The sequence below is a fragment of the Erythrobacter sp. HA7-11 genome (assembly GCF_055693605.1).
In genome coordinates, this window is the sequence record NZ_JBVFUF010000002.1 from 1,402,237 (window position 1) to 1,423,036 (window position 20,800).

The following is a 20,800-nucleotide window of genomic DNA, read 5'->3' on the forward strand; positions in this document are numbered from 1 at the left end:
CCAAGCCACGCCCGGCGCGGCAGCGAAACACACGAATACGTAATTCCATTGGAGTAAGCAATTTGGGCTACCGAGTGGCAGTGGTCGGCGCGACCGGCAATGTCGGACGCGAAATGATGCAGGTGCTGGCTGAGCGCGAGTTTCCCTGTGACGAAGTCGCAGCGGTCGCATCTTCGCGCTCGCAAGGCTCCGAGGTTGAATTTGGCGATACGGGCAAGATGCTCAAATGCCAAAACATCGAGCATTTCGATTGGGCAGGATGGGATATTGCGCTGTTTTCAGCCGGCTCTGGTCCGGCAAAGGAATATGCGCCGAAGGCAGCGGCGGCAGGCTGTATCGTGATAGACAACTCTTCACTCTACCGTATGGAGCCGGACGTGCCGCTGATCGTGCCGGAAGTGAATCCCGACGCGATCGACGACTACAAAAAGCGCAATATCATCGCGAACCCGAACTGTTCGACCGCACAACTGGTCGTTGCGCTAAAGCCGCTTCACGATGCTGCGACGATCAAACGGGTGGTTGTATCGACCTATCAGTCGGTTTCAGGTGCAGGCAAAGCAGGCATGGACGAACTGTTCAACCAAAGCCGCGCAATCTTTGTCGGCGATCCAGTGGAGCCTGTCGCTTTCACCAAGCAGATCGCTTTCAACGTCATTCCACACATTGACGTCTTCCTTGATGATGGATCGACCAAAGAAGAGTGGAAGATGATGGTCGAGACGAAGAAAATTCTCGATCCCAAGATCAAGCTAAACGCAACATGTGTGCGTGTTCCGGTCTTTGTCGGCCACTCCGAAGCGATCAATATCGAGTTCGAGAACGAGATTTCAGCCGAGCAGGCGCAAGACATCCTTCGTGAAGCTCCAGGTATCATGCTCATCGATAAGCGCGAGGATGAAGGCTATGTGACACCTGTCGAAAGTGCTGGAGATGGGGCAACTTACATTAGCCGCGTTCGCGAAGACCCGACGGTCGAAAACGGGCTGACGCTGTGGTGCGTCTCGGATAACCTTCGCAAAGGTGCAGCGCTGAACGCGGTGCAGATCGCGGAACTTCTGGGACGTCGTCATCTGAAGAAGGGCTGAGGCATGCGCGCATTGGTTTTGTCATTCACGGCTCTGGCACTTGCCGGCTGCGATAGCGGAAGTGTGCCGAGTCCCACGGAACAGCAAAGTCGGATTGACGGGGGTCAAAACCTAGCGCTTGATCAAGTCGAGTTGCGCGGCGATGGCTTGGTCGCTGGTCCCGAAGCATTTTACTTCTCTGCTGGTGAGAAGGAAGTCGAGGGTGCCTTGGAGAAGATTCTGAGTCCAAGCAGATTGAGCTATGAGGGATCCGCCTGCCCGAGTGGCACGGTCAAAATGGTCCGATTTTCTGACTTTCTGAACATAAATTTTTCCGATGGCATGCTGGTGGGTTGGTTCTTGAACGAGGAAAGCGACAAAATCCGCGTCGTTGGAGATGTGCAAGTCGGAACTTCTTTAGCTGAAGCTAGGCAAGCAGACGGCTTCAAGGAGATCGGCGACACCGCAATGGGGCTGGAGTTTTCAATCGGTAGCCAGCTTGGCGGGTTCGCCGAGGACGGCAAAGTTTGGCTGCTATACGCTGGCACACAATGTTTCGAGCGATAATAGAGGCAAATTATGACACTCAAGGCTGACCTCTTTTTCAGCTTTCGCTCGCCCTATTCCTACCTCGCCATCGGTCGCTATCGAGCGATGGCTGAGGACTATGACCTCGACATCACTCTGCGGACAGTTTGGCCAATCGCCATTCGAGATCCGGACATCCTGTTTACCGGCAATCCGGCGGCTCCACGCTATATCTTGATGGACTCGTTCCGAGCAGCGCAAATGCTGGGCATTCCGTTTCGATGGCCAAGGCCCGATCCTGTGGTGCAAGACTTGGCAACGCGGACAGTTGCTGATCACCAACCTTACATCCTGCGAATAGTTCGGCTTGGACAAGCGGCGACAAGGCGAGGGAGAGGTTTGGCGTTTGCGGATGAGGCTTCGCGGATCATCTTTTCTGGTGAGGTCGATGATTGGCATAAAGGCGATCACTTAGCAGGTGCGGCAGAGCGTGCAGGTCTCAATCTGATCGAACTCGATGCCGAGGCGATGAATGATCATAAGGCGCTTGATGCTGAAATCGAAGCCAATCAAGCCGCGCTTGAAGCTGCAGGTCATTGGGGTGTGCCAACGCTCGTGTTCGACGGCGAACCATTCTTCGGACAGGATCGCGTCGAGATGGCGAAATGGCGGATGGAGCAGAAGGGTTTGGTAAAGCGGTGAGCGACGTGGCGACTTCCACATTGGCATCCTTCGATGGCACCGAACTCGCGGTGCACCGATTGGGCGAGGGCAGGCCCGTCATTCTGCTGCACGGCTTGTTCTCCAGTGCCGAAATGAACTGGATCAAGTGGGGTCATGCTCAAAGGCTTGCTGCCGAGGGCTTCGAAGCCATTATGCTAGACTTTCGCGTTCACGGTGCGAGCGATGCGCCGCGAGAGGCTGCCGCTTATCCAAATGGTGTGTTGGTGCGCGATGCAGTTGCATTGGTCGATCATCTTGGACTTGGAGAGGGCGAGTTCGATCTCGTCGGCTTCTCGCTTGGTGCGCGAACAGCCTTGCATGCAGTCGCCAGCCAAGTCCTCGAGCCGCGAAGTCTTGTCGTCGCCGGAATGGGCGTTGCGGGCTTGAGCGAATGGCGCAAACGCTCTGCATTCTTTAAACGTGTGATTGATGAGTTCGACACGATCGAGCGCGGGGATCCCGCCTATTTCTCGCGCCAGTTTTTGAAGTCGCAAGGCGTGGATCGCATTGCAGCCCGACTACTACTCGACGCGATGGGCGATCTCGACATTTCCGCACTTCAAAACATCACCATGCCCACGCTCGTGCTTTGTGGAGTGGATGACCAAGACAATGGCTCGGCAAGCGATCTCGCGGAGCTTCTGCCCAATGCGAGCTACGAAGAAGTGCCAGGCGCGCACCTCGACAGCGCCACGAAGCCAGAGTTGGGCGCAGCGATCACAGCTTTTTTGAAGTCGATATGAGCATCTCGAAGCGGGCCTTCTTGTTCTGCTTTTTCGGCGGGCTCTGCGCCTTTGCGATCACCATCTATCTTCATTTGCCGCTGATGGTTGATGGCGTGCCTGAAGGGATCGCCGAACATCAGCGCGCGCCTGATGCGGCAACCGTCAATGCGATTCATGATGCGTGGAAAGGTGCCGGTGTTTTCGATCAAGCGCGCTTGGCCATGATCTCAGACCTGATCTTTATCGGCATTTATGGGATCGGCTGTGTGCTAGGAGGGTTCTACTATCGCAATAATTCCAACAGGCTTTTGCGCGTACTCGGATGGATCGCACTGATAGCCGGTGCTGTGTTTATGGTCACAGATTACGCCGAAACGGTCGCGCAATTCATTCAGCTTTCGCGTGATGCGGGAAGTGACGGTTTGGCCCAGCTTGCTTCGAGTGTACGACCCACAAAGATGATCACATGGATCGCAGCATTCTTTGCCGTGATTGCCGCGCTGATTCTCGAACGCCAATCGTTTGGTCGCGCTTGATCTAAGCTGCTCGCAGGTCCAGTGTAGTCGCAAACGATACCAATTCTCTGAGAGGACCTTCCGTCATGAAACTTGCCCGCGCCTGCTTTGGCCTGCCGCTGACTGCGCTTGCACTGAGCCTCGCTGCCTCGCCAGCCATTGCCGACGACCACGCCGCTGAAGAAAGCACTGTGAGCGAAGCGGAATTTCCCCTGACGCCCGCAGGCGCCGAAGCATGGGTTCAGAACGTCGAGGCCGACCTCAACGAATTCTCCAAAACCTATGGTCACGTCCTTTGGCTCAGCCAGACGAACATCAACCACGACAGCAACACGCTTGCATCGCAATATGGCGCAGAGTCGACGTTGAAGACGGTCGCATACGCGAACGAGGCTGCGAAATACGCGCGTATTGAGGGACTTGACGCTGATACAGCGCGCAAGCTTGATATTTTGCGCAATGGGATCGTGATGCCTGCGCCAGGCCGCGATGGCGCAGCCCGTGAGCTCAGCGAAATCGCGACGCAGCTTGGCGCTGCCTATGGGCAGGGTCGCGGGACGCTGAACGGCGAGGAAATTGGCGGCTCCGACATCGAAGCGGAGATGGGCAACCTTGAGCGTTCGCCAACCGAGCTCGCCGAGATGTGGACCAGCTGGCATGACAATGTCGGTGCGCCGATGCGCGAGGACTACGCGACAATGGTCGGCATCGCGAATGAAGGGGCGAAAGAGCTGGGATTCGATGATCTGGGCGCGATGTGGCGCTCTAACTACGATATGGACCCCGATCAGTTCGCGGCTGAGACCGAGCGGATGTGGCAAGAGGTAAAACCGCTATACATTGCGCTTCACACCTATGTGCGCCGCAAACTGAACAAGAAGCACGGCGATGCTGTCCAGCCCGCTACCGGCCCCATCCGCGCAGACCTGCTCGGGAACATGTGGGCCCAGGAATGGGGCAATATCTATCCGCTCGTCGCGCCAGAAGGTGCGGGCGACATTGGCTATGACCTCACCGATTTGATCGCAGAAAAAGGCTATGACGAGAAAGACATGGTTCGCGTCGGCGAGCAGTTCTTTTCCTCACTCGGTTTCGAAGCCTTGCCCGAAACCTTCTGGGAACGCAGTCAATTCACCAAGCCGGCTAGACCGCGAAGTCGTGTGTCACGCATCAGCATGGAACATCGACAATATCGACGATTTGCGGATCAAGATGTGCATCAAGCGCAACGCCGACGACTTTGTGGTGATCCATCACGAGCTCGGCCACAATTACTACCAACGCGCTTACAACGAGAAAGATTTTCTCTACTTGAACGGTGCGAATGACGGATTTCATGAAGCGATTGGCGACATGATCGCCCTGTCGATTACGCCCGAATATCTCGTTCAAATTGATATGCTTACGCCTGACGAAGTGCCGAGCGCTGACAAGGATATTGGCCTCTTGCTGCGTCAGGCGATGGATAAGGTTGCGTTCCTGCCATTCGGTTTGTTGGTCGATCGCTATCGCTGGGGTCTGTTCGACGGATCAATCGACATGGCCGACGCCAACAGCGCGTGGACTGACCTGCGTACGGAATATCAAGGCATCGTTCCGCCGGTTGAACGAACCGAAGCCAATTTTGACGCAGGTGCCAAATATCATATTCCCGGAAACGTGCCTTACACGCGCTATTTTCTTGCGCGCATATTGCAGTTCCAATTCTTCAAGGCGGCATGCGACACAGCAGGCTGGGAAGGGCCGCTGCATCGCTGCTCTTTCTATGGAAACGAGGAAGTGGGCAAGAACCTCAACGCGATGCTCGAAATGGGGGCCTCAAAGCCCTGGCCCGACGCGCTTGAGGCCTTCACCGGTGAACGGCAAATGTCTGGCACGGCGATGGTCGAATACTTCGCGCCGCTGCTTGAATGGCTGAATGAACAGAACGAAGGACAGGAAGCCGGTTGGTGACGAACAGCTCAGCCTCCTCCTCAATCCTGTCCTTTCTTGCGGTGCCATTGCTAGCCGCCTGCAGCGCATCACCTGGGGCAAATGAATGGACTGTCTATGAACCACTAGGTGAAGCGACTGAGCGTTCTTTTGGCCCGGCATTGCTGGTCGCCAATAAGCGCGGCAATACATTGTCCAAAATTGACCTCGAGATGGGCAAAGAAGTGCTGCGAAAGGACAGCTGTACCAATCCACATGAGCTAGCAACTTCGCCAAACAAGGAGATTGTCGCGCTTGCCTGTTACGGGGGGACTACAGTAGATTTCTTCTTGGTAAGTGACCTCACCAAGCTAGATAGCATTGATCTTGGAGAGAATGCGCGCCCCCACGGCATCGTCTGGTACTCTGAGAATACAATCTATGTGACCGCCGAAGGGCGCCAGTCAATTTTCCGGATCAAGAGCGACGGCGTTGGCGAGCCGGTCCTCACCGAGTTCCCAACCGGGAAAAGAGGCAGCCACATGCTCGCGGTTGCACCCGATGAGAGCGCGGCATGGACCACTGACTTGGGTTCCAAAACAGTGACTCGGATTGATTTGGAGGGCGGGGCGGAGCCGCTTTCAGTCACGGTTGGCGAGGAGCCCGAAGGGATTGACCTGTCGCCCGATGGCCAGACTTTGTGGGTTTCGGCCCGTGGTTCGAACCAAGCTTTTCAACTCGATCCGACTTCGATGGAAGTGCGCAAGACGCTCGATACCGGGCGCTTCCCATTGCGGCTCGTAGTGCGACCACAAGGCGATTTCGCAGTGACTTCTAACCTCGCAGATGGCGGGCTCAGCGTCATTGATCTGAGTAGCGCTGAGGTTGTCCGACAGATCCAAGTTTCGGGTCCAGAAGAAGCCCAAACGCGATTTCAAGTTACGATCCTCTGGTCAGACGATGGCGAGCGCATCTATGTCGCAGAGACCGGAACGGATACCGTCGCCGAAGTGAACTTTGCGAGCGGCGAAGTCCTACGGCGGTTGCCGACCGGTGATGGAGGTGATGGAATGGCTATTGTCGAACCAGTGAGCAATTTCTTCAATGCCGATCAGTGATTTGCCGATCGTGGGGTGGCGAGAAATCGTTGCTCTTCCGAAATTGGGCCTCAGCGCGATCCCAGCCAAGATTGATAGCGGAGCGCGTACATCATCTCTCCATGGCCGTGTCCTCGAAGAGATTGAGCGCGACGGCAAGAAACTCGTCCGTTTTGCAGTCGATTGGGACGGGCGCGAACATGTTTGCGAGGCGGTGCATGTGGATATACGAGGTATCACGAGCTCGAACGGTGAGACACAGCAACGCTATGTCATCAAGACGCCTCTAAACATTGGTGACACGACTTTCCGCGCGGAATTCAGCCTAGCTGATCGTTCCGATATGAAGTTTCCGATGCTCATCGGGCGCTCGGCGCTGCGACGCCGGTTCTTGGTTGATAGCGGACATTCGTGGCTGCAAACGCCGGGTGTTGAACCAGTACAAGGCTTTAAGCCATAAGGAAAAATTATGAAAATTGCGATGCTTGCGCGCAATCCGAACCTATATTCCCATAAGCGTCTCGTAGAGGCTGCCGAAAAACGTGGTCACACACTTGATATCCTGAACACTACGCGCTGCACCGTGAACATCGCGAGCCATCGCCCCACCATCAGCTATAATGGAGATACGCTGACGGGCTATGAAGCCGTGATCCCGCGGATCGGTGCATCGATCACCAATTACGGTCTGGCGGTGTTGCGTCAATTCGAGATGCAAGGTGTCTGGCCTCTCAACGAGAGCGTGGCGATTGGCCGTAGTCGTGACAAACTGCGTAGCATGCAGATACTTGCTAAATATGGGCTTGGATTGCCACTCACCGCCTACGCCAATGATCCGAAACAGGCGGAAGAGATCATAAAGGCCGTCAACGGTCCGCCGGTGGTCATAAAGCTTCTCGAAGGGACACAGGGAATTGGGGTCGTTCTCGCCGAGACCATGTCGAGCGCGAAGTCGGTCATTGAGGCGTTTCGAGGCGCAAATGTGAACATCCTCGTGCAGGAATTCATCAAGGAAGCGGGCGGAACCGATATCCGTGCGCTTGTAGTCGGCGGGAAAGTTGTCGCGGCAATGAAGCGGACGGGAGCGGCGGATGACTTCCGCTCCAACCTTCACCGCGGTGGCAGCGCGACCGTTATCAAAATCACGCCTGAAGAGCGTTCCACTGCTGTTAGAGCTGCCAAGCACATGGGTCTGAACGTCTGCGGTGTGGATATGCTGCGCAGTAACCATGGGCCGGTTATTATGGAAGTGAATTCCTCCCCAGGGCTTGAGGGCATCGAAACGGCAACTGGCAAGGATGTCGCCGGACAAATTATTGACTTCATTGCAGCAAAGGCGAAAGCTGGCGCAACGAAGACAAAGGGTAAGGGATAATGAAATTTTCGGGGGGACTTGGCGCTGCAATCATTGCTGTTGCAGCACTGATGCCGACGAGTGCCGAAGCGCAAAACCAAGCGCAGCAACAAAGGCAAGTTCAGTTTGTGACGCAATTCGATGCGCCAACTGTCTCGCGTTTGCTCCTGGACGTGCAGGCCACATGGCAGGTTGAGCAGGACGCGAGCGGCGCAACAGTCTACAGAGCGCAAGCGGGTGAGGGTATTGCCTTCGCGCTAAGCCCTCGGTCCTGCAGCGCAGAACAAGGCTGTGTCGGCTTGCTGATGCTCGCCACCTTCACTCGCTCAGACGATCGCAGCGCGGTCGAAATGGATGCCTTCATAAACGCGTACAACAACCTGAATCCGAACAGCAAAGCGTTGAGAGCCGGAGATCAGGCCGTTGTCTTGCAAGGCTATGTGAACGCCGTTTACGGGATCACATACGCCAATGCACAGGCTCAGTTGCTGGTCTTTGGCCAAGAAATTCAGAAGATGCGTACTGAACTGACCGCGTTTTCCGCTCAAGGACGCTAAGCCTAGCTGACTGACGCTTATTAACTCGTTTTTCGATCATCTGAACGGCGGTTCGTTGAAGGCGCGCAGCTTCCGGCTGTGAAGCCGGTCGCCTTCGTCGCGCAGCCGCTTGCATGCCTCAAGACCGATTTGAAGGTGAGCGGCAATCGCCTCTTCGTAAAACTGGTTGGCCTGTCCCGGCAGTTTGATCTCACCGTGGAGCGGCTTGTCTGACACACAAAGCAAGGTCCCATAAGGAACACGGAACCGATATCCTTGCGTCGCGATTGTTGCGCTTTCCATTTCAACGGCGATCGCACGGCTTTGTGAAAACCTTTTGGCCGACGTGGAGTAAAGCAGCTCCCAATTGCGATCGTCGGTGGTGACGACTGTACCTGTGCGCATGCGCTGCTTGAGGTTTGCACCCTGCATGCCAGCAACCTCTTCGGTCGCGCCAGCAAGTGCCTGTTGCACTTCCGCAATCGGCGGGATTGGAACCTCGGGAGGAAGCACGGCGTCGAGCACATGGTCATCGCGCAAATAGGCGTGAGCGAGGACGAAATCGCCGATCTTCTGGCTGGAGCGAACGCCTCCGCAATGGCCGATCATCATCCAAGCGTGCGGGCGCAGCACCGCGAGGTGATCGCAGATCGTCTTAGCGTTGGACGGTCCGACACCGATATTGACCAAAGTGATGCCTTGCCCGTCTTCGCGGATAAGGTGGTATGCCGGCATTTGATGCCGCCGCCATGCAGTATCGTTGAGCTGCTCCTGAGCGTTGTCGGTGCATTCGTCGATATTGAGGCCGCCAGCACCGGTAAGACTGACATAGCCGCCTTCGCAGATCTGCTGAGCGCCCCAGTTCACGAACTCATCGACATAGCGATGGTAATTGGTGAACAGGATAAAGTCCTGAAAATCCTCAACTTGAGTGCCGGTGTAATGTGCCAAGCGAGCCAGCGAATAGTCGGTACGCAGGCCATCGAATAGCGACAAAGGCATCGCCTCTGCTTCGTCAAACTCGATGCCGTCGGCGAGCTCATCGCCGATCAGGGCGAGATCAGTCGATGGGAAATGCTTGGCGATGTCCTGTGGTGCAATGCCGACCATCGCCGCGCCCGCGGCCCCATCTAGGACATATGGGAAGGGAATCTCCTGCCGTGAGCGACCGACTTCGAACTCGACCTCATACTCGCCAGCAATAAGTTGCAGCTGCTCTTCGAGATAGCCTTTGAATAGGTCAGGGCGCGTTACAGTAGTCTTGTAAATGCCTACCTGTTCGAGCCGCCCGAAGGCTCTGCTGCGATCCAGCGGTTCTCCGATGCCTGAATAGTGGAGGGTCAATTCCGGATATGCATAGCTGCCATCCTCGCGTCGACTTGCCGGGGGCACAGAGCCGTCCTTGCCAAAGGCAATCACATCTTCGCGCAGTGTTGAAACGGCTTCATCGTAAATGCGCTGAAGCTCGGTCAGGATGTTTTCGATTGGTTGCATATCCGTAAGTTAGGACTCCGATTGTTTCATTTCAAAGGCGTTTGAATTCATTGTGGGCGCGGGCGCGCAGGTTGGCGCTCTTACAAAAAGGGGCGCGACCTTGCGGCCACGCCCCTTTTTGCGTCGAGAGTGAAGGCCCAATCAGGCTTCGCCCTCTTTGTTGTCTTCATCTGCAGGAGCATCGGTTTCGACAACCGCGTCCGGCATGGCCTCTTCGGCTTCTTCAATGTTCTTGACCGCAGCTTCTTCAAGCAGTTCGGTCGGGATTTCTCCCGGCTCAAGGTCAGGATCAATGCGGTTCGCAGCAGCAGCTTCTTCAAGCTCCTTCTGCTCATCTTCGAACATTTGGGCGAGCACGTCGACACCTTGCGATTGAAGCTCGGCTTCGTCGTCAGAACGAGCGACGTTTGCCTTCACGGTAACGTGAACTTCTGGGTGCAAAGCGACAGTCACATCATGCATGCCGATTGTCTTGATCGGTGCGCCCATGATGACTTGCTTCTTGTCCACGTCGTGGCCTTGCTCAACCAGTCCGGCAACCATGTCACGTACGTTGACCGAACCGTAAAGTTGGCCAGTGTTCGACGCAGCACGGATCAGAACGACTTCTGCGCCGTCAACTTTTGAGCCAGTCTTTTCAGCTTCGGTCCGACGCTCAGCGTTCTCTTTCTCAAGACGCTCACGGTTCGCTTCGAAGACCTTCTTGTTGGCGTCGTTTGCGCGCAGCGCCTTCTTCTGCGGGAGCAGAAAGTTGCGAGCATAGCCATCCTTGACGGTAACAACGTCACCGATTGTGCCGAGCTTCTCGATACGTTCGAGGAGAATGATATCCATTTTCTTTCTCCCTTATTTCACGATGTACGGCAGCAGGCCGATGTGACGTGCGCGCTTGATTGCTTTGGCGAGCTCACGCTGTTTCTTGGCAGAAACGGCGGTGATACGCGAAGGTACGATTTTGCCACGCTCAGACATGAAGCCTTGGAGCAAGCGTACATCCTTGTAATCGATCTTCGGCGCGTTCTCACCCGAGAATGGGCAAGATTTGCGGCGGCGGAAAAACGGGCGTGCCATCAGTCGCGCTCCTCACGGTCTGAGCGACGCTTACGGTCGCGTTCGTTCTTGCGCATCATCACGCTTGGACCTTCTTCGTGCTCTTCAACACGGATGGTCATGTAGCGAATAACGTCTTCGTTGATGCGGGTCTGGCGCTCGAGTTCTTCGACCACCGAGCCAGGGGCCTCGATGTTAAGCATCACGAAGTGCGCTTTGCGGTTGCGGTCAATTTTGTAGGCGAGGGATTTCAGGCCCCAAGTTTCAGTCTTGGTGACTTTACCCTTATTCGCTTCTACGATTTCAGTGGCGTTCGCCGCTAGCGTGTCAACTTGAGCCTGGCTCAGGTCCTGACGCGCGAGAAAGATATGCTCATACAGAGCCATCTCGCTTCCTTTCATGTCTATGCCGATCGCTGGCTTATCCGTCCGGATGACGGGGCCCCTCCGGCTTTCTTTGTTCGCCTCCCGAAGAAAGCGATGCGCGCACATAACGGTTTGACGAGGTAATGCAAGGGGAAACACAGCGTGCGGCGGTGGTCCAATCGCGCGACTTGCGTTGTTTGGCGTCACGCGGCAGGACTGGGGCTTGGAAGGTAAAGGGGATTTCAATTGCCATCAGGTCTTGTTGCGCTGCTCGATGACGTTTCTATCATCGCGAGAACCGCGGCTGCGTCTATTGATGATGTTGCGTACCGCTGCGGGTAGAGCCGGGTCCAAGACTGCGGGCGTAGTGATTGACGATGCGGTCGTCACGCCAAGTTATGTGACGGGTTTGTCCCCTGCGCGCGAACTGCCGATCATCTGGGCGATCACCAAGGGCAGCCTTTTCAACAAGCTCGTCATCCTTTTGCCGATTGCGATGCTGCTCGATTATTTCGCGCCGTGGCTCGTCATCTATCTCCTTATGATCGGCGGTGCTTTCCTGTGTTATGAAGGCGCAGAAAAGATCATGGAGAAGTTTGGCGGCGAGAAGCACGGTAAGACGGTTGAGGACAAAATCGACGACCCCGTCGCGTTTGAAAAACAACGCATAGCTGGCGCGGTTCGTACTGATTTTATTCTTTCGGCAGAGATCATGGCCATTGTGCTCAACGAACTTACGCAAAACGCCGTGATCGCTGAAAGTCTTTGGCAGAAGGGGGCAGCGCTGGCGATTGTCGCAGTCGCGGTCACCGTTGTGGTCTACGGGACTGTCGCAATTATTGTGAAACTTGATGATATCGGCCTGGCTATGACTAAGCGCGAAAGTGAGGGCGCGCAGAAATTCGGGGCAGGGCTGGTGGCGTTTGTGCCCAAATTGCTCACCGCCCTATCGGTGATTGGGACCGCGGCGATGCTCTGGGTTGGTGGCGGCATCATCGTTCACGGTACGCACGAAGTCGGCTTTCACTTGCTCTATGACATTGCCCACGGTGCCGAATATGCCGTTGCGAGCGTTTCAGGCGCTCTATCGGGTGTCGCAGGATGGTTCACCTATGCTGCGATTTCAGCTGTAATCGGGCTCGGACTGGGCTTTGTAATAGCGATCGTTCTGCACAAGGTGATCGGCTACGAAGGCGCACATTGATGACGGCGTGTCCGACGCTTTATACATGCGCCGGCTCGCGCGGTCTGCGGGCGACCTGGGCAGCAGAGGAGGCTGGGGTCGAGCTCGATCTCAAGATGCTACCATTCCCACCGCGTTATCTCGCGCCTGAATATCTGGAAATCAATCCGCTCGGGACAGTGCCTCTGCTGTTAGACGGTGATGCGCGGATGACGGAAAGCTGCGCAATCGCCCACTACCTCGCGACCAAGGATGGGTTCACCGATTTAGCCATTGCTCCGGGTGAAGCTGATTACGCTGAGTATTGCGACTACACATATCATGCGGATGCGACGATTACCTTTCCGCAAACGGTCTATATGCGCTTCGCGATCTTCGAGAAGGAAAAGGGTTTCGCCGAGGCCGGCGAAGCCTATGCCAAATGGTTTCAGAAGCGGCTTATCAAGATCGAGCAGCGTCTTGAAACGCGCCGATTTCTATGCGCGGACCGCTTTACCGTGGCGGACATTTGCGTCGGATATGCTTTGGTGCTGGCGGCCAAGATCGGGTTGGGCGAAGGCGTGCCACAGACGCTCAAGGATTACCGTTCACGGCTTACCGCACGCGATGCCTATCGAAGAGCAGTGGCGCGGGAAGAAGAGGGCGCGCGATTGCTGAAGAAGAGCGATTAAGGCGCTCTACTGTCCGGGATTATCCAGCTCAAACCCGCATTTTGCGCAAGTCTTGTTCGGCCAAGGCACAACCAGAATCCCGCGAAAGAAAAGGTTTTTGCCGCATTGCGGGCAATTGAAATGCCGCATCCGCGCATTGGCTGCAATCAAGACGACGATTGCTACGGCGAACGCCCAGGTCGAGTGGCCGACCATACGGTCAATGGTGATGACGAAAAGAAAGGTCGCCAGCAGTGCAAATAGCATGAGTTGTGCATGCCGCACAGCGAGGCGGTACATCGTCATGAGAGCTGGTCGAACACCGAGTTTGCAAAGTCTGTCAAAGTGTCGTCGCGTGCGCCCATTACGACGATACGATCACCGGGCTTTGCAAGTTCAACAAGTCGTCTTCCGCAATCCTCACGAGATGGGATGTGCTCAGCCGCGCTGCCTGCATCTTCAATGAGCTTGATGATGCGCTCTGTGCCTTCGCTTCGATCGACAGTTCCGCCGTAATACACGGGATCGCACATGATAGTGATGTCTTCACTGTCGAGCTCGCGGGCAAAGGTCTCCGCCAATTCCTCACCCATCTGCCTCAGCGGGCCATATCCATGGGGTTGGAAGAAGGCGATGACACGGCCGGGCGTGGCCTTGAGAGTGCGCAAAGTTGCCGCGCATTTTTCCGGATTGTGGCCGAAATCATCGATTACTGTGATGTCATTCGCGCTCGTGCCGATTACATCAAAGCGGCGTGCAAGGCCTTTGAATTCGGACAGAGCCTGGCAAGCTCGCTCGAGCCCAATCCCTGCAGCACAGGCTGCTCCGATCGCCGCAAGAGCATTCGAAAGATTGTGTAGGCCCGGCATCGGGACGGCTAGCGAGCATTCTTCCAGCGCGCGATTATCGACCACTACAGCTGTCACGTCGAAGGCACCTTCAACGATTGAGCCCGGTTTGACAGTGATGTCTGCGTCTCGGTTTTCGAGCCCGAAAGAGATCATCTGCCGCGCGCCTTCGGATACCGAAGCCTCGCCGAGCAATCGTGCCTCTTCATTGTCGAAATTGACCACTCCGCAACCCGAGACTCCAAGGAAATCTGAAAAGAGCTTTCGCAATTCTTCCAAACTTTTGTGATCCAGACTTACATTCAGCAAGACGCCGATAGTTGGGCGGTAAAGCGCAATCGAACCATCGCTTTCATCGACTTCGCTGACGAATATCTCAGGGCGACCGACGCGTGCGCTGGCAAGCGGATTGTCGGCGCTAATGAAGTTCTTCATCACGGCGCCGTTCATGATCGTCGGGTCGTGGTCGACGGCGGCCAAAATTGTGCCAATCATCCCTGTGACGGTTGATTTGCCTGAAGTGCCTGCAACAGCGACGGAGTAGCCCGCCCCGTTGAAGAGGCTCGCCAATATCTCTGCCCGCGTGAAGCGCTCGCAGCCAAGCTCCTTGGCTCGCGCGGCATCAGGCACTGTGTCCTCAACCGCGGCGGAAGCAACGAGAACTTGATCCGCGGAAACAAGACCACTGCCATCCTGCGGGAACAGCTCAAAACCATTATCCGCAAGCCATTCAAACTTTTCCGGGGTCCGCCCTTGGTCATACGACCGGTCGGAGCCCGCCACTTCGCAGCCCATGCCCCGGAGAATTTGTGCAAGTGGCAACATCCCCGATCCGCCTATCCCGCAAAAAAGAAGGGGCGCTCTATAAGCGCCGCTTGATCGATCCCGTTACCCATGCGACCACAGCTATTAATATGTGCCGGGCAAAACAAGCGAATTAGATCAGAGCTATGACGAATATTGCGATTTGTGCGCCAGCGACACCGATCACTCGCGAGCAGGCCGATGCGTTGGAAGCGTTGGTGGCGACGGAATATCCGATGCACTCCGTCACCTTTCACGATCAATGTTTCGAGTTGGACGGCCACTTCGCGGGCCCCGATCTGCGAAGACTGGAGGCGCTGCTCGATTGCGCGAATGATCCAGCATACGACGCCGTCTGGTTTGCCAAGGGGGGATATGGTTCGAACCGGATTGCCGAGGCAGCTATCGCGCAGATGAGCGAGGCCGCGCGGTCGAAGACTTATGTCGGGTTCTCAGATGCAGGCTATCTGCTTGCTGCTTTGTATCGCCACGGAATTGGCCAGCCGGTGCACGGCTCAATGCCGGTCAGTGCGCGCAGCGAAGGCGGCAGGCAGGCTATCCGGCGTGTTCTCAACTGGTTTGCGGGGGACAATAGCGGGTTGGAGCCGAGTGTGGACGGCAAGACCCCAGCGGTCGCTTTCAATCTGATCACGCTTGCGATGATCGCAGGCACGCCGGTTATGCCCGACTTGGAAGGCCACGTGCTCATGGTCGAGGAGGTCAGCGAGCATCTCTATTCGATTGACCGTTTGTTCTTCAGCCTATCCGGATCTCTGCCGCGTCTGGCGGGACTTCGCCTCGGATCAGTGACGGACATCCCCGAAAACTATCGCGATTTCCAGTACTCACCGGAAGAAATCGCTAAGTTCTGGTGCGCACGTGCGGGCATCCCTTACCTCGGCCGCGCCGAGATAGGCCACACCTCTGCCAACATGGTCGTACCGTTCGGCCTTGCCAGCCCATCAGCCGATTAGTAGGCGCGCGGACCAGTAGGAGATTATTGATGCGGGCATTCGTTTTTCCGGGGCAGGGCAGCCAGAAGGTCGGAATGGGCACAGAGCTTTCCGCCGCCAGCTCTGCCGCTCGTGAAGTGTTCGAGGAGGTTGACGAGGCACTATCGCAAGAGCTGTCGGCGGTTATGGCAGAGGGGCCAGCTGAGGACCTGACGCTCACGGAGAATGCTCAACCTGCGATCATGGCCAACGCGATAGCCACGCTGCGGGTGCTCGAAAAAGAATTCGGTGTTTCGCTGGCCGACGCGGGCAGCTGCGTTGCTGGGCATTCATTGGGCGAGTACACGGCTTTGTGCGCGGTCGGCGCGTTTTCGCTTTCTGATACAGCGAAACTTTTGAAATTGCGCGGGCAAGCGATGCAAAGCGCTGTCCCGGTGGGCAAGGGGGCGATGGCCGCTTTGCTCGGTGCCGACGTCGAGAAGGCGGCGGCGCTTGCTGCTGCGGCTGCTGCCGGTGAAGTCTGCGAAGTCGCCAACGATAATGACCCCTCGCAGGTGGTCATTTCTGGAGCGAAGGCTGCGGTCGAGCGCGCGGTTGCGATGGTCAAGGACCACGGCATCAAGCGCGGCGTTCTGCTGCCCGTTTCCGCACCGTTTCACTGCTCCATGATGCAGCCTGCCGCAGATCGTATGGCCAAGGCGCTTGAAGCGACACCGCCGGGCGCGCTCGCGTTGCCGCTCTATGCCAACGTGACTGCTGGCAAGGTCACTGATCCGGCTGAAGAGCAACGGCTATTGGTCGAGCAGGTCACGGGGCGGGTGCGCTGGCGCGAAAGTGTAGCCCAGATGCACGCAGATGGGGTCGATCAGTTCGTCGAACTAGGCGGCAAGGTTCTAACGCCCATGATCCGCAAGATCGCCGACGAGGCTGAAGCAGTCAGCCTGATTACAATGGAAGAGCTTGAGAGCTTCGCGAAGGAGATCGCCTAATGTTTTCACTATCGGGAATGAACGCACTGGTGACCGGCGCGAGTGGCGGCATCGGATCGTCGATCGCGATCGCCCTCGCATCGCAAGGTGCGCGTGTCGCTCTGTCGGGTTCCAACGGCCAAAAGCTGCGCGCTTTTCGTGAGCAATTGATGGCAGAACAAGGCGGCGATCACGTTGAAATCACCTGCGATCTTTCGAATACTGAGCAGGTCGAAGAACTGATCCCGGCAACTCTCGACACGCTTGGCGGGATCGACATCCTCGTAAACAATGCTGGCATCACCCGCGATAACCTTGCGATGCGCATGAAGGATGAGGAGTGGGACGATGTCACACGCATCAACCTGGAGGCGACATTCCGCCTGATGCGCGCGAGCGCTAGGCCAATGATGAAGGCGCGCTTTGGCCGTGTCATCAACATCACCAGCGTTGTCGGCGCGACTGGCAATCCGGGGCAGATGAACTATTGCGCGGCAAAAGCTGGCGTAACCGGAATGACCAAGAGCTTTGCCCAGGAAGTGGCCTCACGTGGTATCACGGCCAATTGCGTGGCCCCCGGTTTCATCCGCACAGCGATGACGGCTGCGCTCGATGAAAAGCAAACCGAAACGATCAATGCGAAAATTCCAGCAGGCAAGATGGGCGAGGGCGATGATATTGGCGCTGCCGTCGCCTATCTGGCTAGCCGCGAGGCAGGCTATGTCACTGGCCAGACCCTGCATGTGAATGGCGGCATGGCGATGATGAGCTGATCACGTTCAAGACCTGCTTCTTCACAACCGATTTACCCTTATCCCCAAGGGAATCTGCCATAAGTCGTCACGCCGCTTGCCCGACGCCCGCAGCGCGCTAAGGTTTTAGCGCAATTCCGGCGCTGGCGGGACGATTCCGGCCACCTTTGGCGCCACAGTACTAGGGTAAGGTTCAGCGATGAAAGCAACCATCGAACGCGCAACTCTCCTGCGGTGTCTCTCCCACGTTCAATCCGTGGTCGAGCGTCGTAATACGATCCCCATCCTCTCGAACGTCCTCATTGAGGCGAGCGATGATGGCAGCGTGAGGGTCATGGCGACCGACCTCGATCTGCAGGTTGTGGAAACTATGTCTGCGGCATCGGTCGACGGTTCCGGCGCGATCACAGTTTCCGCGCATTTGCTCTTCGATATTGCGCGTAAACTACCCGAGGGTAGTCAGGTTAGCCTAGAGACCGGCGACAACCGGATGGAGGTTAAGGCTGGTCGTAGCCGCTTTAAGCTGCCGACCCTGCCGCGTGACGACTTCCCGGTGATCGTCGAAGGCGACCTACCAACCTCGTTTGAGCTGCCAGCGCGCACGCTCGCTGAGCTTATCGATCGTACGCGCTTTGCGATCTCGACGGAAGAAACACGCTATTACCTCAACGGTATTTTCTTGCACGTGACAGATGATGATGAGCCGGTGCTGAAAGCGGCGGCGACCGATGGTCACAGGCTTGCGCGCTTCACGCTTTCGCGTCCTGAAGGCGCCGAAGGCATGCCAGACGTGATCGTGCCGCGCAAAGCTGTGGCGGAGCTGCGCAAGCTCCTTGAAGAGGCGCTCGACGGGAACGTTCAGGTCGACCTATCGGCCAGCAAGGTGCGATTCACGCTCGGCGGTGAAGGCGGCGTCGTTCTCACGAGCAAACTCATCGACGGAACCTTCCCCGACTACAGCCGCGTAATCCCGACCGGTAATGACAAGCTGCTCAGGGTTGATCCCAAGAGCTTCTATGACGGTGTGGATCGCGTTGCGACAATCGCAACGGAAAAGACTCGCGCGGTTAAAATGGGGCTCGATACCGACAAGGTCACACTGTCCGTAACCTCGCCCGACAATGGCACGGCGGCTGAAGAACTAGCCGGTGAATACAAGTCGGAGGGTTTCGAAATTGGCTTTAACGCCAATTACTTGAAGGACATTCTTAGCCAGATCGACAGCGACACGGTTGAGTTGCACCTCGCAGATGCGGGCGCACCAACCCTTATCCGCAAGGACGACAAGAGCCCGGCGCTCTATGTGCTGATGCCAATGCGCGTATAGTCCTGCAGATTAGGCGTGTTCTCAGTAGGAAAGTCATGTGTGATGGGATAGAGAAGTCTCAAAGGAGAGACTTTCATGACCCTCGCACAAGTGCACGTAAACAAGACTGCTCTCAACGAAGCGACGACAGTTGAAACCGATCTCGGTCCACTTGCCGAGGGCGCAGTTCGCCTGGAGATTGAGAGCTTCTCGGTAACTGCCAACAACATCACCTACGCTGTGGTTGGTGACGGATTTGGATATTGGAACTTCTTTCCCGCGCCGGAAGGTCAAGGCATCGTGCCAATGTGGGGGCACGCAAAAGTCATCGAGAGCAATTCGGACGAAGTCTCTGTTGGTGAGCGCGTTTACGGCTACCTGCCAATGGCGACGCATCTCGATGTAATCCCTGGCCGCGTTTCCGACAGCAGCTTCATGGATATGGCCGAGCACCGCCAGCCGATGAGCCCGATCTACAATCAGTATTCTAGGCTAGCCGCTGATCCGGAGCACGATCCGTCCAAGGAGGCGGAGCGCATGATCTTTGGTCCTCTGTTCAAGACCGGCTTCCTGATCGAGTACTTCATGCGCAATAATCAGTGGTTCGAGGCGGAGCAGGTGATCCTCACCAGCGCCTCATCCAAGACTGCGATGGGGTTGGCGAGCGTTGCGAAGCAAAATTCGCCGGGCGTAAAACGGGTCGGCCTGACGTCCGCAGGTAATGTGGACTTTGTCGAGGAAACAGGGCTCTACGACAAGGTCTATTCCTATGATGAAGTCGGCTTGATGAGCATTTGCCCGAGCGTCGTGGTCGACTTTGCCGGAAATGCCAGCCTGCTTGCTCAAGTCCACGAGCATTACAGCGACACGCTTAAATACTCATGCCTTGTTGGCGCGACCCATATCGAAGAACGAGGCGAGGGCGGTATGAACGCAGATCGTGGCCTTCCAGGCCCGAAGCCCACCTTGTTCTTCGCGCCCGATCATGCGGTCGCCTTCTTCAAGGAACTCGGTCCGGTTGAGGGCGGTAAATTGGTGGCGAAATCTTGGCACGTCTTCCTCGATGCGGTCGAGGGTGCTGTCGAGATCGAGCAGCATTCTGGCCTTGATGCAGCGCGTTCAACTTATCTTGAGATGATCGATGGCAGGGTCGATCCGTCAAAAGGTATCGTGATCGAGCCCTAGTCCGCTTCGGCATCAGCCGCGATGCCATAGTGGAAGAAGCCATGGTGCTGCGCGCGGTGGCGCGCTTCCATAAGGCGTTCTGTGCCCTTCTCCGTCGGTACGATGCACCAACCGCCTCCGCGCGAGAGCACTGTTTCCAGTCCCTGCTCAAGCACTTCGGGTCCGGGTTGGGCGCGCCAGTGATCTCCAAGCTCGTCGGGCGCAGATCGCGCGCCGCCAAAGCGGTCAGGCCGAGCCTGCGCTGCGTTCCAGATTTGCGTGTTGAGGATACCGGGGCAGAGGATCGTCACGCCGATATCGTCCTCGGCGAGCTCCGCGCTCAGCGCCTCGCCGACCGCTGCGGTCATCTGTTTGGTGGTAGCATAAAGTGTGAAAGGCCCGCTTACGGGCACGACGGACGCTGAACTCGCGGTAACGCCGACATGCTTTGAACCGTCGCGCGCTCGCAATATCGGGAGCCAGGCTCTGGCAGTGTTGATCGGGCCCATGACGTTCACGCCCATCAGCCATTCGAGTGTGCGCTCCTTTGCCCCGCACACAGTATCGGCAGAACCGACGCCAGCGTTGATCCAGAGCAATGAAGGTTCAACGCCTTGGGCGATCAGTTTTTCGGCGACACGGTGCGTTTCTTTGCTGTCGGATACGTCACAGCCATGAGCCAGCGAGCCTTTCCCACACAGTTCTGCAGTCTGTTCGGCTTCGTAAGCGTCGATATCGAGCGCGCAGATACGCATGCCCTTCGCAGCAAAGTGTTGTGCCAACCAGCGCCCGATCCCGCGGTACCGG

Annotated in this window: 22 protein-coding genes and 2 pseudogenes; 17 read left to right on the top strand and 7 right to left on the bottom strand. The window is 56.6% G+C overall.

Annotated features, from left to right (window positions below; all coding sequences use genetic code 11):
• Positions 1-62: 62 nt before the first annotated feature.
• The 10 genes and pseudogenes from ACZ1GU_RS07275 (at position 63) to ACZ1GU_RS07320 (ending at position 8,477) form a co-directional block, all read left to right on the top strand.
• Entirely contained in the window at positions 63-1,088 is a 1,026-nt protein-coding gene (locus tag ACZ1GU_RS07275; protein WP_472647371.1) for an aspartate-semialdehyde dehydrogenase, read from the top strand.
• A gap of 3 nt (positions 1,089-1,091) precedes the next feature.
• Positions 1,092-1,634, top strand: a complete 543-nt coding sequence (locus ACZ1GU_RS07280) for an aspartate-semialdehyde dehydrogenase (RefSeq protein ID WP_472647372.1) — start codon at positions 1,092-1,094, stop codon at positions 1,632-1,634.
• 12 nt (positions 1,635-1,646) lie between these two features.
• Positions 1,647-2,297, top strand: coding sequence for a DsbA family protein (locus ACZ1GU_RS07285; RefSeq protein ID WP_472647373.1), 651 nt, complete (start codon positions 1,647-1,649; stop codon positions 2,295-2,297).
• Entirely contained in the window at positions 2,261-3,061 is an 801-nt protein-coding gene (locus ACZ1GU_RS07290) for an alpha/beta fold hydrolase (protein ID WP_472647374.1), read from the top strand. The genes ACZ1GU_RS07285 and ACZ1GU_RS07290 overlap by 37 nt, the downstream gene beginning before the upstream one ends.
• Positions 3,058-3,579, top strand: coding sequence for a hypothetical protein (locus ACZ1GU_RS07295; protein ID WP_472647375.1), 522 nt, complete (start codon positions 3,058-3,060; stop codon positions 3,577-3,579). Before ACZ1GU_RS07290 ends, ACZ1GU_RS07295 begins: the two co-directional genes overlap by 4 nt.
• Before the next feature lie 65 nt (positions 3,580-3,644).
• Positions 3,645-5,511 (top strand): annotated as a pseudogene (locus tag ACZ1GU_RS07300) (M2 family metallopeptidase).
• A 170-nt stretch (positions 5,512-5,681) separates the two neighbouring features.
• Positions 5,682-6,587, top strand: a complete 906-nt coding sequence (locus ACZ1GU_RS07305) for a YncE family protein (protein WP_472647376.1) — start codon at positions 5,682-5,684, stop codon at positions 6,585-6,587.
• The gene (locus ACZ1GU_RS07310) at positions 6,574-7,026 is read left to right on the top strand and encodes an ATP-dependent zinc protease family protein (protein WP_472647377.1); all 453 of its coding nucleotides are present in this window, start codon (positions 6,574-6,576) and stop codon (positions 7,024-7,026) included. Before ACZ1GU_RS07305 ends, ACZ1GU_RS07310 begins: the two co-directional genes overlap by 14 nt.
• Positions 7,027-7,035: 9 nt before the next feature.
• Positions 7,036-7,941 (top strand): 30S ribosomal protein S6--L-glutamate ligase, encoded by a 906-nt coding sequence (rimK, locus tag ACZ1GU_RS07315; RefSeq protein ID WP_472647378.1) that lies wholly within the window; start codon positions 7,036-7,038, stop codon positions 7,939-7,941.
• Positions 7,941-8,477: a type III secretion system chaperone family protein gene (locus tag ACZ1GU_RS07320; RefSeq protein ID WP_472647379.1), complete on the top strand. Its 537-nt coding sequence runs from the start codon at positions 7,941-7,943 to the stop codon at positions 8,475-8,477. The genes rimK and ACZ1GU_RS07320 overlap by 1 nt, the downstream gene beginning before the upstream one ends.
• Before the next feature lie 36 nt (positions 8,478-8,513).
• Here ACZ1GU_RS07320 and ACZ1GU_RS07325 read toward each other — a convergent pair whose 3' ends face one another.
• The 4 genes from ACZ1GU_RS07325 to rpsF form a co-directional block, all read right to left on the bottom strand.
• Positions 8,514-9,950: an AMP nucleosidase gene (locus ACZ1GU_RS07325; protein ID WP_472647380.1), complete on the bottom strand. Its 1,437-nt coding sequence runs from the start codon at positions 9,948-9,950 to the stop codon at positions 8,514-8,516.
• Positions 9,951-10,091: 141 nt separating this feature from the next.
• Positions 10,092-10,784 carry a 50S ribosomal protein L9 gene (gene rplI, locus ACZ1GU_RS07330; protein ID WP_472647381.1) on the bottom strand — a complete coding sequence of 231 codons (693 nt, stop codon included), beginning with the start codon at positions 10,782-10,784 and terminating at the stop codon, positions 10,092-10,094.
• A gap of 12 nt (positions 10,785-10,796) precedes the next feature.
• A complete protein-coding gene (rpsR, locus tag ACZ1GU_RS07335) occupies positions 10,797-11,021 on the bottom strand; it encodes a 30S ribosomal protein S18 (protein WP_118052723.1) in 225 nt (74 codons plus the stop codon).
• Positions 11,021-11,386, bottom strand: a complete 366-nt coding sequence (rpsF, locus tag ACZ1GU_RS07340) for a 30S ribosomal protein S6 (RefSeq protein WP_472648728.1) — start codon at positions 11,384-11,386, stop codon at positions 11,021-11,023. Before rpsF ends, rpsR begins: the two co-directional genes overlap by 1 nt.
• 225 nt (positions 11,387-11,611) lie before the next feature.
• Here rpsF and ACZ1GU_RS07345 point away from each other — a divergent pair.
• Together ACZ1GU_RS07345 and ACZ1GU_RS07350 are read left to right on the top strand one after the other, a co-directional pair.
• Positions 11,612-12,569: pseudogene (locus ACZ1GU_RS07345) on the top strand (DUF808 domain-containing protein).
• Positions 12,569-13,219, top strand: coding sequence for a glutathione S-transferase family protein (locus tag ACZ1GU_RS07350; RefSeq protein ID WP_472647382.1), 651 nt, complete (start codon positions 12,569-12,571; stop codon positions 13,217-13,219). Before ACZ1GU_RS07345 ends, ACZ1GU_RS07350 begins: the two are co-directional and overlap by 1 nt.
• Positions 13,220-13,225: 6 nt before the next feature.
• On the opposite strand, the gene ACZ1GU_RS07355 is transcribed toward ACZ1GU_RS07350, so the two are convergent.
• Positions 13,226-13,465 (bottom strand): hypothetical protein, encoded by a 240-nt coding sequence (locus tag ACZ1GU_RS07355; RefSeq protein ID WP_472647383.1) that lies wholly within the window; start codon positions 13,463-13,465, stop codon positions 13,226-13,228.
• A gap of 35 nt (positions 13,466-13,500) precedes the next feature.
• Positions 13,501-14,871, bottom strand: a complete 1,371-nt coding sequence (locus ACZ1GU_RS07360) for a glutamate ligase domain-containing protein (RefSeq protein WP_472647384.1) — start codon at positions 14,869-14,871, stop codon at positions 13,501-13,503.
• Between the two features lie 125 nt (positions 14,872-14,996).
• Here ACZ1GU_RS07360 and ACZ1GU_RS07365 point away from each other — a divergent pair, with 125 nt between their 5' ends.
• From ACZ1GU_RS07365 to ACZ1GU_RS07385, 5 genes are all read left to right on the top strand, one after another.
• The gene (locus ACZ1GU_RS07365) at positions 14,997-15,824 is read left to right on the top strand and encodes an LD-carboxypeptidase (protein WP_472647385.1); all 828 of its coding nucleotides are present in this window, start codon (positions 14,997-14,999) and stop codon (positions 15,822-15,824) included.
• 29 nt (positions 15,825-15,853) lie between these two features.
• Positions 15,854-16,792 carry an ACP S-malonyltransferase gene (gene fabD, locus ACZ1GU_RS07370; RefSeq protein ID WP_472647386.1) on the top strand — a complete coding sequence of 313 codons (939 nt, stop codon included), beginning with the start codon at positions 15,854-15,856 and terminating at the stop codon, positions 16,790-16,792.
• Positions 16,792-17,544 carry a 3-oxoacyl-[acyl-carrier-protein] reductase gene (gene fabG, locus ACZ1GU_RS07375; RefSeq protein ID WP_472647387.1) on the top strand — a complete coding sequence of 251 codons (753 nt, stop codon included), beginning with the start codon at positions 16,792-16,794 and terminating at the stop codon, positions 17,542-17,544. Before fabD ends, fabG begins: the two co-directional genes overlap by 1 nt.
• Before the next feature lie 178 nt (positions 17,545-17,722).
• The gene (dnaN, locus tag ACZ1GU_RS07380; protein WP_472647388.1) at positions 17,723-18,850 is read left to right on the top strand and encodes a DNA polymerase III subunit beta; all 1,128 of its coding nucleotides are present in this window, start codon (positions 17,723-17,725) and stop codon (positions 18,848-18,850) included.
• 75 nt (positions 18,851-18,925) lie between these two features.
• Positions 18,926-20,014, top strand: a complete 1,089-nt coding sequence (locus ACZ1GU_RS07385) for a DUF2855 family protein (RefSeq protein WP_472647389.1) — start codon at positions 18,926-18,928, stop codon at positions 20,012-20,014.
• On the opposite strand, the gene ACZ1GU_RS07390 is transcribed toward ACZ1GU_RS07385, so the two are convergent.
• Positions 20,011-20,775, bottom strand: a complete 765-nt coding sequence (locus ACZ1GU_RS07390) for an SDR family NAD(P)-dependent oxidoreductase (protein ID WP_472647390.1) — start codon at positions 20,773-20,775, stop codon at positions 20,011-20,013. The genes ACZ1GU_RS07385 and ACZ1GU_RS07390 overlap by 4 nt on opposite strands.
• Between the last annotated feature and the right edge of the window lie 25 nt (positions 20,776-20,800).